The organism is Streptomyces sp. DF42 (assembly GCF_058267695.1).
The window spans coordinates 1,951,045-1,964,058 of record NZ_CM177859.1; the positions used below are offsets into that span (position 1 = coordinate 1,951,045).

Sequence of the window (13,014 nt, forward strand, 5' to 3'; positions counted from 1 at the left end):
TTCGGGAGACCCTAGCGTGTGGAAACTGGTTGTCCACAGGCCCCCACGCCACTGGTGCAGGCCAGTAGTGTCGGCGTTCATGGAGCAGAGGTATCTCGGCCGCACCGGCCTTCGCGTGTCCCGTATCGGACTCGGCACCCTCACCTGGGGCAGGGACACCGACGAGCACGACGCCGCGGACCTCTTGAAGACGTTCTGGGAGGCCGGAGGAAGCCTCGTCGACACCGCGGACGTGTACGGCGACGGCGAGGCCGAGTATCTGCTGGGACGCCTCATAGAAGGCCTGGTCCCGCGCCGGGACCTGGTGATCTCGACCAAGGCAGGCAGCATCCCGGACCCGGACCGCCGCGTCGACGGCTCGCGCGGGCACCTGCTCTCCGCGCTGGACGCCTCACTCACCCGGCTGGGCACGGACCACGTCGACATCTGGCACATCCACGCCTTCGACCCGTACACCCCGCTGGAGGAGACACTCCAGGCCCTCGACATGGCGGTCAGCAGCGGTCGCGCCCGCTATGCCGGCGTCTCCAACTTCTGTGGCTGGCAGCTCGCCAAGGCGGCGACCTGGCAGCTCGCGGCACCCGGCACCCGGACCCGGCTGGCGGGCACGCAGGTGGAGTACTCGCTGCTGCAGCGCGGCGTGGAGCGCGAGGTGCTGCCGGCCGCACTGGACCTCGGCATCGGCCTGCTGCCGTCCTCGCCGCTGGGCCGAGGAGTCCTGACGGGCAAGTACCGTGCCGACGCCATGCCCCCCGACTCGCGCGGCGCCTCGGACCATCTGGCGCCCTTCGTCGCGCCGTACCTCGACGACACGGCCGGCCACATCGTGGAGGCGGTGCAGACCGCGGCGGACGGACTCGCGGTGACGCCGCTCCAGGTCGCCCTCGCCTGGCTCCGCGACCGACCGGGTGTGGCCGCCCCGATCGTCGGCGCGCGCAACTCGCAGCAGCTCACGGCGGCATTGTCAGTGGAGGCCCTTAGTCTTCCTGACGAGATCTGCCGGGCTCTCGACGACGTGTCGGCGCCCGTGCACCGCTATCCCGATCACGACTGGAGCACGCTGTGAGCACGGACCCCGAGACCACGGAGAGCGGCGAACCGGACGACACTACCCACCCGGCCGCGGCGGAACCCGGCACCGTGGGCACGGGAGACGGTGTCGGCGGCGAGGGGGAGGCCGCGGCTGCCGTCGCGGGCGGTGACGGCGGGTCCGGCGGTCAGTTGTCCGAGGCCGAGGCCGAGTTGGCCGCCCAGCGGTTGGAGCGGGAGCGGATCGAGCGGCGCAAGTCCGAGAAGGCGGGACCGATCGACGCCGGGACGAAGCTCAGCGGGAAGGCCGCCGATCTGCTCGCCGCCGTACGTGCGGTGGAGAGCGGCGAGCAGCCCGTGGCCACCGTCTTCAGCGATCCCGAGCCCACTCCTCGGCGCGCCGCGCCCGAGCCTGCGCGGCAGCCGCAGACACCACGGACACCGCTGACGGCCGCGACAGCCGGGGCACCCGCGCCGGAGGCGGTCGACGCGGTACGGCGGGCGCTGGCCGACGGCGGCGCACCGGACACGCTGGCCCCGCAGGCCGCCGCCGCCCTCGGCGAAGGTGCGGACGACGTCCTGCGGGCGGATCCCTGGTCGTTGCTGCGGGTCGGCGGCGTACGGCCCGAGCAGGCCGACGGCTTCGCGCGGGCGCTGCTCGGTGCGGAGTGCGGGCCGGACGACGAGCGGCGGGGGCGGGCGCTGACCGGGTGGCTACTGGAGCAGGCGGCCCTCGCCGGACACACGGCCCTGGAGATGCCGGCTCTCACCGCGGCGCTGGCCCAGCGCGGTGTGCCCGATGCCGACGCGGCCGTACAGAGTGCCGTCGCCGAGGGCGAGGCGCTGGTCTTCCAGGACGCACTCGACCCGACCGCGCCGGCCCCGGAGGCGAACGCGCAGGCCGATGAGGGCGAGGAGGCCGAGGAACTCCCGGTGCGGGTCCTGGTCGGCCTGGAGCGGTATGCACTCGCCGAGGAGAGCCTGGCGGACGGCCTGGCCCGCCTGGTCAACTCGGTGCCGAAGGACGACGGTTCGGCCGAGGCCTGGGAGCGCGCCGCCGCCTCCGCACAGGGCTCCACCGCCGAACTCGTCCGCGCGGTCGCGGGCCACGGCCTGGTGCTGCACACCGGAGGCGAGGCGTCCCGGGCCGAACCGGCGGCACTGCTCCGGGCGGCGGCCGCCCTCGGCCTGCGCACCTGGGCCGCCACGCACACCCCCACCGGCCGGGACCGGTTCGCGGCGTCGGGGGCCGGACCGGACACCGAGGCGAGTGCCCTGTCGGTCGTCACCGTCGCCGGTCTGCTCTCGGGTGCCGAGGGTCCTGGGCGGGAGGTCGACGGTGCGCTGGATCTCGACCTGCTCGTCGTGCTCGACGCGCCTCAGCTGGACGTCGAGACGGGCGCGCTGCTCATCGAGTCGCTCCCCGACGGGGCCCGGCTGGTGCTGGCCGGTGACCCGGCGGTGCTGTGGTCGGCCGGGCCGGGCCGGGTGTTCGCCGATCTGCTGGGCGCACAGGTCTGTCCCCGGGTCGCCTCCCGGCGGCCGGACCCGGGTCCGCTGGGTGAGCTGGTGTCCGGGATCGGAATCGGAGAACTCACCCAGGTCGAGGCGCCCGGCAAGGAAGTCGTCATCGTCCCCGTGCGGGACGCGGGCGAGGCCGTGCACCGGACCGTGCAGCTCGTCGCGGACTCGGTGCCACGGGCGATCGGCATCCCGCCCGAGGAGACCGTGGTGATCACCCCGGGCCACGGCGGCGCTGCGGGCACCCGCGCGCTCAACGCGGCGCTCAAGGAACGCCTCAACCCCGGCCCCGGCCGCTTCGGCGGCTTCGACCCCGGCGACCGGATCGCCTACTCCCCCGCTCCGGGCCGCACAGTGCCGGGCAGCGTGGTGAACGCCGACGCCGACGGACTGCACCTGTCGTGCTCCGGCGATCCCGTCGTCGTACCGAAGGAGCGGGTGGAGCAGTCCGTGCGGCACGGGTGGGCGCTGACCGCGCACCAGGCGGTGGGCGGCCGGTGGCCCGCGGTGGTCGTGGTGCTGCCCGGGGACGCGGCGCAGTCCCTGAGCCGGCCGTGGATCTACACCTCGTTCGGCCGGGCGGACCGCCATCTGTCCGTGGTGCACGGCGTGGAGCAGGCACTCCCCCGGGCCGTGGCCGAGGTCCCGGCGAAGCCGCGCACCACCCGCCTGCCGCTCCTGCTGGCGACCCAGGTGCCTGCCGTCGGCTGATTCCACCACCGAACGGCGACGGCGGCGGCCCCGGGCTTCTCGCCCCGGGACCGCCGCCGTCTCGGCCGTACGTACGTCCTGGCCCGTCTCGGCCGACGTACGCCGGCACTCAGCGTCTGCGATCGGCGTCCAGCGGCTCCAGGTCCTCCTCGCCGTCCAGGTCCGGGTCCAGGTCGTCGTCCAGGCCGGAGAGACGGACGTCGTCGATCTCGTCGTCGAAGACCGCGCTGACGTCGAAGCGGCAGACCACCCGCTGCGGATCGATCTGGTCGAACGGCGTCTCCAGCCACTCGCCGGGCTCGGCCGGTTCGTCCGTGGCCGTCACCCAGAGCGTGGAGTCGCCCTCCTCCAGCCCGAACTCCTTGTGCCGCGAGGCGATCTCGTCCGGTTCGAACTCGCCGAACAGGATGCCCAGCGCCCCGTGCACCGTCGCGGAGGCCTCCGCCCCGCGCCCGTCGTCGTCCACGGCTTCCACCCGCTGGGCCTGTGCCAGCAGCCGGTGCGGCTCCGCCACGGCGTAGTCACGGCGGATGAGCACGCTCAGTGCGTTCGGTTCCTCGGGGCCCGTGTACGGCGGGAGCGAGTCTTCCGCACCGGGGATCTCGAAGGGCGTGACCTCGTCGTAGCGGTCGTAGAGCAGCTCGTCGTAGGTCTCGGCGGCCGCGGCCAGCTCGTTGAACGCTTCGTAGACGGCCGGGTCGTCCTCCCCGGACCTGCGTTCGACCGCGGCCAGGTGGCGGTCGAGCGCGGTCTTGACCGCCTCGGCGGCGGCTCGTACCTCGGCAGCGGTGGGCTGCGCAGCATCAGACATAGTGCAGACGCTATCCGTACCGGGCCCCAGCCCGCAGAATAGATGCGATGCCGGAATACGAATTTGTCGACGTGTATGTGCCGCGCGGGGTCTCCCGCAAGGACGCCACTCGTCTGCTGACGGACCATGCCGAGTACGGACACTGGGAGTTGGACCGTCTGAGCCTGATGCGCGACGGCAGCCGCAGGGTGCGGCTGCGTCGGCGGATCATCCGCCAGGTTCGCGCCACGTGGTGAGCTGAGGCGAGGACGGAAACGACCGAAACGGAGCGGGCCCCACCAGGCGGGGCCCGCTCCGTTCTGCGCACCGGCGCAGAGGTACGCGGTGTTCATGGCAATGCGCCGGTTCAGACCGAAGCGCGCGCCTTGCGGTACATGACCGCTCCCGCGAGCAGCGCACCCGCGCCCACCGGGAGCACGACACCCAGCGGCATGTCACTGCCGGTGTGCGCGAGCTGTGCGGTGCCCTGGGGCTGAGTGACCGCCGACTGGGCGCCCGGGTGGTTGGCGTGCGAGGAGCCGCCCGGCGTCTTGCCGCCCGTGCTGGGCGGCGTGCTCGGGGTGCCGGGGTGACCGGGCTCCGTGGGGTTGCCCGGGTGGCTCGGGTGGCCCGGATTGCCCGGGTGCCCGGGGTTGCCGGGCGGCGTCGTCTCGTGACCTCCGCCCGGAGGCGTGGTGTGTCCGCTGCCCGAACCTCCGCCGTTGGCGCAGTCGTTGCCCTTGGCGGCATTGCCGATGCCCACGACATTGACGCTGTTGCCGCAGACGTTCACCGGCACGTCGACCGGCACCTGGACGTGGTTGCCCGAGCCGACACCGGGTGAGTCGCCGGCGTGCCCGCCTGCCTGGGACCCGCCGGAACCGCCATGGCCCGAGCCATGGCCCGAGCCGTGTCCGCCGGACGCGCCTCCGCCCTTGTTGGCACAGTCGTTGCCGATCGCCGGGTTGAGGATCCCGATGACGTTGACCGTGTTGCCGCAGACGTTCACCGGCACATCCACCGGAGCCTGCACGGTGTTGCCGGACAGCACGCCGGGCGAGCCCGAACTGGAACCGCTCGCGCCCGAGTCGGCGTGGGCGTAGCCGCCCGCTGCCGCGAGCACGCCGGTCGCGGCCGCCACGGTCATCAGGCCCTTGCGGGTGACCTGTCGCATTGCTGAATTCTCCCTGCCTTCTATCCTGACCTGGAATACCGCGGATCCCACGAAGAAATCCGCGACAAAGGCCGGTCGGCCCCGGAGCGCATGGGACGCGCTCCGGAGCCGACGGGCGTGAACGACCCTCAGCGGGTCGACGTCACTTGTTGATGCAGGTGTTGCCGAAGGCGGGGTTCAGCAGCCCGATCACGGAGACCGTGTTGCCGCAGACGTTCACCGGGACGTGAACCGGCACCTGAACGACGTTGCCGGAAACGATGCCCGGGGAGTGCACCGCGGCACCCTGAGCACCCGAGTCGGCGACGGCCAGGCCCGCACCCGCGAGAACCAGACCACCAGTGGCAGCCGCAGCGGCGACGACCTTCTTGATCATTATTCCTCCTTGTTGGCAAATGCGATCCCAAGTAGCGGATCACATGAGCTGTAACGAGGAGGGAGTAATCGAGCTACGAGCTTATGGTCGCATTCACTCTTCTCAGTCACTACCGCACGGGCGCACGATTATTGAAGTCTCGTTTCACTGACGAAAACCGGACGCCAAAAGCGATCAGGAGGCGTCGATGAAGCGGTCGAGCACGCGCACGCCGAACTTCAGGCCGTCGACCGGCACCCGCTCGTCGACACCGTGGAACATCCCGGCGAAGTCCAGATCCGGGGGCAGCTTGAGCGGGGCGAAGCCGAAGCCGCGGATACCCAGGTCGTCGAAGGACTTGGCGTCCGTGCCGCCGGAGAGCATGTACGGGATCGCCTTGGCGGCCGGGTCCTCGGCCACCAGCGCGGACTGCATCGCGTCCACCAGCGCCCCGTCGAAGGTCGTCTCCACGGCCTTGTCGGAGTGCACGTCCTCACGCCTGACCGTGGGGCCGAGGATCTTGTCCAGGTCGGCGAGGAACTCCTCCTCGAACCCGGGCAGGAAGCGCCCGTCGACGTGCGCCGTGGCCTCGCCGGGGATGACGTTGACCTTGTAGCCGGCGCCCAGCTGCGTCGGGTTGGCGGTGTTGCTCAGGGTCGCGCCGATGAGCTTGGCGATGCCGCCGAGCCTGGCCAGCGTCCCCTCCATGTCCTCCGGGTCCAGCTCGGTGCCGAGCGCGTCGCCGAGTTCGTCGAGGAAGGCCCGGGTGGTCTTGGTCACCCGTACCGGGAACCGGTGCCGTCCGAGCCGCGCGACGGCCTCCGACAGCTCGGTGATCGCGTTGTCCCGGTGGATCATCGACCCGTGCCCGGCCGTGCCGGCCACCGTCAGCTTCATCCAGTGCATGCCCTTCTCGGCCGTCTGGATCAGATACAGCCGCCGCTGCTCGCTGACCGTGAACGAGAAGCCGCCGACCTCGCTGATCGCCTCGGTGACGCCCTCGAAGAGACCGGGGTGCTTGTCGACCAGGTGCCGGGCGCCGTACGTACCGCCGGCCTCCTCGTCGGCGAGGAAGGCGAGGACGATGTCGCGCGGGGGCCTGCGCCCGCTGCGCAGCCGGTCGCGTACGACCGCGAGGGTCATCGCGTCCATGTCCTTCATGTCGACGGCCCCGCGCCCCCACACGCACCCGTCGGCGACCTCGCCGGAGAAGGGGTGGTGGGTCCAGTCGTCGGCGTTGGCCGGTACGACGTCGAGGTGGCCGTGGATGAGGAGCGCGGGCCGCGACGGGTCCTCGCCCTCGATGCGGGCCACCGTGGAGGCCCGGCCCGGGTGCGACTCGAAGATCTCCGGTTCGAGACCCACCTCGGCGAGCTTCGCGGCGACGTACTCGGCCGCCCCCCGCTCACCCGGACCCGAGTGGTCGCCGTAGTTGCTGGTGTCGATCTGGATCAGCTCGCGACAGAGGTCCACGACCTCGTCCTCGCCGGTGACGCCCCTGGCCGTGTCCGTCTCGCTCACGCTGCTTCCTCCCGCTGTCACTGCTGGTGGTTCCCCTCATCCTCCCTCCGACCCCGGGCGCACCCCAAGACCTGACCCCGCCCGTCACACGCCGTTCACGCCGGACAGGGGGTGACCAGGGCGCCCTCGAAAGCTGGTAATGTTTCCCTCGTCGCCGCGGGGCAACCCCGCACGACAGACACCTTGTCCGGGTGGCGGAATGGCAGACGCGCTAGCTTGAGGTGCTAGTGCCCTTTATCGGGCGTGGGGGTTCAAGTCCCCCCTCGGACACCAGCCGAAGTCCCCGGCCGCTCAGCGGCCGGGGACTTCGTCGTTTCCGCCCCACCAGTCCTTTTCCGCCCCGGGAAGGCGCTCCTCACTCACCGTGTGGGCCATCTCTCCCCCGAGTGAAAGCCCCAGGTCACAGACGGTTGGCCGGTCCTTGATCCACCCCGAACGGTCCTCCCGAGTGGCCGATCAGCCGTCCGGAACCTAGCTTCGTACTAAAATTTCCGGCTTGTTACGGAACGGAGCTGGAGGAGGACAACCCCAGGCAGACCTGCGGGCCCGCCAGCACCCCGGAGTTTTCCGGGATCGAGACGCGAGGACCGGATGGCAGCGATAGACGAGAGCAGTGCTCTCGGCCTGCTCGACGAAGAGCTCAGCGCAGAGATCCACCAGCAGTTCGGCGACACGGCGCGCTTTTCCGGAGGTCAGGCGGCCTCCCCGCGCACGCTCGTCGACATCTTCGACGCATCCGTCAGGTCGTACCCGGACGAGCTCGCTCTCGATGACGGTACGACGCGGCTCACCTACCGTGCGCTGGCCGGCGAGGTCGAGCGGCTGCGGCGCGAGCTCGCCGCCGCCGGGGTCGGCCTGGGCGACCGGGTGGGGGTCCGGGTTCCCTCCGGCACCAACGACCTCTACGTCGCCATCCTCGCCGTGCTGGCCGCCGGTGCCGCCTATGTTCCCGTGGACGCGGAGGACCCGGACGAGCGGGCCGAGCTGGTCTTCGGCGAGGCTGATGTCCGCGCGGCCGTCGGCGCGGGGCACGCGCTCACGGTCAACGGGCGCAGCGACGTTCCCGCCGCCCGTCCCGGCGTCGAGCAGGACGCGTGGATCATCTTCACGTCCGGCTCCACCGGGAAGCCCAAGGGTGTCGCCGTCAGCCACCGCAGCGCCGCCGCGTTCGTGGATGCCGAGGCCGCGCTGTTCCTGACCGAGGACCCCATCGGTCCCGCTGACAGGGTCATGGCGGGTCTGTCCGTCGCCTTCGACGCGTCCTGCGAGGAGATGTGGCTGGCGTGGCGCTACGGGGCCTGTCTGGTGCCCGTGCCCCGGTCGCAGGTCCGCAGCGGGGCCGACCTCGGTCCCTGGCTGGTCGAGCAGGAGATCACCGTCGTCTCGACGGTGCCCACGCTGGCGGCCCTGTGGGAGCCGGAGACCCTCAACGACGTACGCCTGCTGATCTTCGGCGGCGAGGCCTGCCCGCCGGAGCTGGTGCAGCGGCTGGTGACGGAGGGGCGCGAGGTCTGGAACACGTACGGGCCGACGGAGGCGACCGTCGTGGCCTGTGCCTCGCTCATGTCCGGCGAGGAGCCCATTCGGATCGGGCTGCCGCTCGACGGCTACGAGCTGGCCGTCGTCGACGAGGCCGGGGAGCCCGTGCCGATGGGCGAGAGCGGCCAGCTGGTGATCGGCGGGGTCGGTCTCGCCCGGTACCTCGACGCCGAGAAGGACGCGGAGAAGTACGCGCCGCTGGAGTCCCTGGGCTGGGAGCGTGCGTACCGCAGCGGTGACCTCGTGAAGGCCGAGCCGGAGGGGCTGGTGTTCCTCGGGCGGGCCGACGAGCAGATCAAGCTCGGCGGGCGCCGGATCGAGCTCGGTGAGGTGGACGCGGCCCTGCAGGCGCTGCCCGGCGTCCAGGGCGCCGCTGCCGCCGTACGCACCGCCCGCAGCGGCAACCAGCTCCTCGTCGGCTACGTCGTCACCCAGGAGGGCTGGGACCACGCGGCCGCGGTCGAGAAGCTGCGCGCCGAGTTGCCCGCCGCGCTCGTCCCGCTGCTCGCGCCGGTCGAGGACCTCCCGACCCGCACGTCCGGCAAGGTCGACCGCAACGCTCTGCCCTGGCCCCTGGAGGGCCTGGAGACCGGCGGCCGTGCCGAGCAGCTCTACGGCACCGAGGCCTGGCTGGCCGAGCAGTGGACGGAAGTCCTCGGCATCCCGGTCTCCAGTGCCCGTGACGACTTCTTCGCGATCGGCGGCAGCAGCCTGGCCGCCGCCCAGCTGACGACGAAGCTGCGCACCCGCTACCCCAGCGCCGCCGTCGTCGACATCTACCAGCAGCCCACCCTGCGCAAGCTGGCCCGCCGGCTGGAGGCGTCGGTCCAGGACGACGGCGCCCAGCGCACGATCGCGCCGGTGCCGACCCGCGCCAAGGTGATCCAGCTGCTGCTCCTCGTCCCGCTGTTCACGCTGCTCGGGCTGCGCTGGACGGTCGCGCTGGCCGCGCTCGGGAACCTGCTGCCCGCCTACTCCTGGCTGCCGTCCGCTCCCTGGTGGCTGGTCGCGGCCGGCGCCGTGGTGCTGTTCAGCCCGCCCGGACGGCTCGCGATCGCCGCGGGCGGGGCGCGGCTGCTGCTGCGGGGCGTCGAGCCCGGCCGGTACGCGCGCGGTGGCAGCATCCATCTGCGGTTGTGGACCGCCGAGCGGCTGGCCGAGTTCAGCGGGGCGACCTCGCTGACCGGCTCGTGGCTGGAGCGGTACGCGCGGGCGCTGGGCGCCAAGATCGGCCAGGACGTCGACCTGCACTCGCTGCCGCCGGTCACCGGGCTGCTGAAGCTCGGCCGGGGCGCCGCCGTGGAGTCCGAGGTCGACCTGTCCGGCTGGTGGCTGGACGGCGACCGGCTGGAGATCGGCGCGGTCAAGGTCGGTGCGCACGCCACCGTCGGCACCCGCAGCATCCTCTTCCCGGGCGCCCGCGTGGGCAAGCGGGCCGAGGTGGCGCCGGGTTCGGCGGTCACCGGTCAGATCCCGACCGGTCAGCGCTGGGCCGGCGCCCCCGCGGTGAAGCTCGGCAAGGCCAAGCGCAACTGGCCCAAGGATCGTCCGCAGCGCGGCACGTACTGGCGTGTGATGTACGGCCTGACGGGCCTCGCGCTGACCGCGCTGCCGCTGCTGGCGGGCGGGGCCGCGTTCCTCGTGGCGCACGCCTTCATCGGCGCGGACGCGCCCCTGCGGGGTGCCGCGCTCGCCCTCGTCCCGGCCACGCTGGCGTTCGGGGCGGTGTACGCGCTGCTGATCCTCGTCGCCGTACGGCTGCTGAGCCTCGGCCTGCGTGAGGGCACGCATCCCACGCACAGCCGGATCGGCTGGCAGGCCTGGACGGTCACGCAGCTGATGGACCGCTCGCGCGAGACCCTGTTCCCGCTGTACGCGGGGCTGGTCACGCCGGTGTGGCTGCGGCTGCTCGGCATGCGGATCGGGCGGGGCGCCGAGGTGTCCACGGTGCTCGCGCTGCCGAGCCTGACCACGGTCGGCGAGGGCGCGTTCCTGGCCGACGACACACTGACGGCGCCGTACGAGCTCGGTGGTGGCTGGATGCGGATCGGGCGCGCGGAGATCGGGCGGCGGGCGTTCCTCGGGAACTCGGGGATGACCGCGCCGGGGCGCAGCGTGCCCGACGGCGGACTCGTCGGCGTGCTGTCGGCGACGCCGAAGAAGGCGAAGAAGGGCAGCTCGTACCTGGGGCTGCCGCCGGTGAAGCTGCCGCGCAGCGCCGAGACGGGCGACCAGAGTCTGACGTACGACCCGCCGACGCGACTGCTGTGGGCGCGCGGGCTGGTGGAGCTGTTCCGGATCGTGCCGGTGTTCTGCTCGGCCGGCCTCGCGGTGCTGACGGTGGCGGCGCTGTGTCTGCTGGGCCCCTGGGCTCCCCTGCTGTCCGGTCTGGTGCTGCTGGGCACCGGCGCGGCAGCCGCTGTCGTCTCGTTCGTCGCCAAGTGGCTGCTCGTCGGGCGGCACCGCACCGGTGAGCACCCGCTGTGGAGCAGCTTCGTGTGGCGCAACGAACTCGCGGACACCTTCGTCGAGGTCGTGGCCGTGCCGTGGCTTGCCGGTTCGGTGCCCGGAACGCCGGTGATGACCGCGTGGCTGCGCGGTCTGGGCGCCAAGATCGGCAAGGGCGTGTGGGTGGAGAGCTACTGGCTGCCCGAGACGGACCTGGTGACCCTGGAGGACGCGGCCACCGTGAACCGTGGCTGCGTGCTGCAGACCCACCTCTTCCACGACCGGATCTTGCGGACGGATACTGTTGTTCTCCGTGAGGGCGCCACGCTGGGCCCTGGCGGGATCGTGCTGCCCGGCAGCATGATCGGGGCCCGCACCACACTGGGTCCCGCGTCGCTCGTCATGGCTGCGGAGTCCGTCCCGGACGACACCCGCTGGCTCGGCAACCCGATCGAGGCATGGCGGCCCTGAACGCGGGCCACTCGGAGTCGGTGGGCGTCGCATCGGCGGCGAAGAGTGGCAGCGCAGCGCAGGGAGCAGAAGCAGCAGTGGCAGTTCAGACGTCGGCGGGTTCGGACCCGTACTTCCCGGATCACGGTGACTCCGGTTACCGGGTGCACCGGTACGAGCTCGCGCTCGATTACCGGCCGGGCCCCAACCGGCTGGCCGGGACGGCTCGGATCAACGCGATCGCGGGCCGTTCACCGCTGGGCGAATTCACCCTGAACCTCTCCGACTTCAAGATCGGGCGGGTCCGGGTCGACGGCCGGCAGCCGCACTACACGCATCGCGGCGGCCGGCTGCGCATCCGCCCCGCCAAGCCCGTCCGGCCCGGTGCCGCCTTCACCGTGGAGGTGCACTGGGCGGGCAACCCCAAGCCGGTCACCAGTCCCTGGGGCGGGCTCGGCTGGGAGGAGCTGGAGGACGGGGCGCTGGTGGCGAGCCAGCCGATCGGGGCGCCGTCCTGGTACCCGTGCAACGACCGGCCCGCCGACAAGGCGGCGTACCAGATCTCGATCACCACGCCGTCCGCGTACGCGGTGGTGGCGGGCGGCAGGCTGCTGACCCGTACCACGCGCGCGTCGACGACCACGTGGGTGTACGAGCAGTCGGCGCCCACGTCGAGCTATCTGGTGGGCCTGGCGATCGGCAAGTACGAGACGGTGCTGCTGGGTGACCCGGGGCCGGGCGGGGTGCCGCAGCACGGGCACATCCCGGCGCAGCTGCTGCCGGAGTTCTCACGGGACTTCGCCCGGCAGCCGCAGATGATGGACCTGTTCCAGGAGCTGTTCGGCCCCTATCCGTTCGGCGAGTACGCGGTCGTGGTGACCGAGGAGGAGCTCGATGTCCCCGTGGAGGCCCAGGGGTTGTCGCTGTTCGGCGCCAACCACGTGGACGGGGCGCGGGGTTCGGAGCGGCTGGTGGCGCACGAGCTGGCGCACCAGTGGTTCGGCAACAGCGTCTCCATCGCCAACTGGCGGCACATCTGGCTGAACGAGGGGTTCGCCAAGTACGCCGAGTGGCTGTGGTCGGAGCGCTCGGGCGGCCGTAGCGCGCATCAACTCGCGGCGGCCGCACACCGGTTGCTGTCCTCCCAGCCGCAGGATCTGCGGCTGGCCGATCCGGGGCGCAAGTCGATGTTCGACGACCGTCTCTACGAGCGCGGCGGGCTGACCGTGCACGCGGTGCGCTGCGCGATGGGCGACGACGCCTTCTTCCGCATGCTGCGGGCCTGGGCGGGGCTGCACCGCGGCGGCGCGGTGACGACCGCGACGTTCACGGCGCATGCGGCCCGGTTCGCGGACGAGCCGCTGGAGGGCCTGTTCCAGGCCTGGGTGTACGGCGCGGCGCTGCCGTCGATGCCCACGCTGATTCCGGCGCGTCCCGCGCACCCGCCCACCAACGCCGACTCGGCGTAGGCGGGCG

9 protein-coding genes and 1 tRNA gene are annotated in these 13,014 nt (G+C 72.2%); 6 read left to right on the top strand and 4 right to left on the bottom strand.

Annotation, left to right across the window (positions count from 1 at the left end):
- The first annotated feature begins 79 nt into the window (after window positions 1–79).
- Together ACYUED_RS08875 and ACYUED_RS08880 are read left to right on the top strand one after the other, a co-directional pair.
- The gene (locus ACYUED_RS08875; RefSeq protein ID WP_491291726.1) at window positions 80–1,066 is read left to right on the top strand and encodes an aldo/keto reductase; all 987 of its coding nucleotides are present in this window, start codon (window positions 80–82) and stop codon (window positions 1,064–1,066) included.
- Window positions 1,063–3,261 (top strand): helix-hairpin-helix domain-containing protein, encoded by a 2,199-nt coding sequence (locus ACYUED_RS08880; RefSeq protein ID WP_491291727.1) that lies wholly within the window; start codon window positions 1,063–1,065, stop codon window positions 3,259–3,261. Before ACYUED_RS08875 ends, ACYUED_RS08880 begins: the two co-directional genes overlap by 4 nt.
- A 109-nt stretch (window positions 3,262–3,370) precedes the next feature.
- Here ACYUED_RS08880 and ACYUED_RS08885 read toward each other — a convergent pair whose 3' ends face one another.
- On the bottom strand, window positions 3,371–4,072 hold the full coding sequence (locus tag ACYUED_RS08885; RefSeq protein ID WP_491291728.1) for a hypothetical protein: 702 nt from the start codon (window positions 4,070–4,072) through the stop codon (window positions 3,371–3,373).
- Between the two features lie 47 nt (window positions 4,073–4,119).
- Here ACYUED_RS08885 and ACYUED_RS08890 point away from each other — a divergent pair, with 47 nt between their 5' ends.
- A complete protein-coding gene (locus ACYUED_RS08890) occupies window positions 4,120–4,308 on the top strand; it encodes a DUF5703 family protein (RefSeq protein ID WP_007380901.1) in 189 nt (62 codons plus the stop codon).
- 110 nt (window positions 4,309–4,418) lie between these two features.
- Here the strand turns inward: ACYUED_RS08890 and ACYUED_RS08895 are convergent, their stop codons facing one another.
- The 3 genes from ACYUED_RS08895 to ACYUED_RS08905 form a co-directional block, all read right to left on the bottom strand.
- Window positions 4,419–5,225 carry a chaplin gene (locus ACYUED_RS08895; protein ID WP_491291729.1) on the bottom strand — a complete coding sequence of 269 codons (807 nt, stop codon included), beginning with the start codon at window positions 5,223–5,225 and terminating at the stop codon, window positions 4,419–4,421.
- 142 nt (window positions 5,226–5,367) lie between these two features.
- Complete coding sequence (gene chpH, locus ACYUED_RS08900; RefSeq protein ID WP_061921333.1) at window positions 5,368–5,601, bottom strand: chaplin ChpH; 234 nt, start codon at window positions 5,599–5,601, stop codon at window positions 5,368–5,370.
- Window positions 5,602–5,775: 174 nt separating this feature from the next.
- Window positions 5,776–7,101, bottom strand: coding sequence for a M20/M25/M40 family metallo-hydrolase (locus ACYUED_RS08905; protein WP_491291730.1), 1,326 nt, complete (start codon window positions 7,099–7,101; stop codon window positions 5,776–5,778).
- A gap of 185 nt (window positions 7,102–7,286) precedes the next feature.
- Between ACYUED_RS08905 and ACYUED_RS08910 the strand changes: the two genes are divergently transcribed.
- The 3 genes from ACYUED_RS08910 to ACYUED_RS08920 all read left to right on the top strand — a co-directional run bounded on the left by ACYUED_RS08910 (window position 7,287) and on the right by ACYUED_RS08920 (window position 13,007).
- Window positions 7,287–7,374 (top strand) — tRNA-Leu (locus ACYUED_RS08910).
- Window positions 7,375–7,692: 318 nt separating this feature from the next.
- The gene (locus ACYUED_RS08915) at window positions 7,693–11,559 is read left to right on the top strand and encodes a Pls/PosA family non-ribosomal peptide synthetase (protein ID WP_491291731.1); all 3,867 of its coding nucleotides are present in this window, start codon (window positions 7,693–7,695) and stop codon (window positions 11,557–11,559) included.
- Window positions 11,560–11,636: 77 nt separating this feature from the next.
- Window positions 11,637–13,007, top strand: a complete 1,371-nt coding sequence (locus ACYUED_RS08920; RefSeq protein WP_491291732.1) for a M1 family metallopeptidase — start codon at window positions 11,637–11,639, stop codon at window positions 13,005–13,007.
- Window positions 13,008–13,014: the final 7 nt, after the last annotated feature.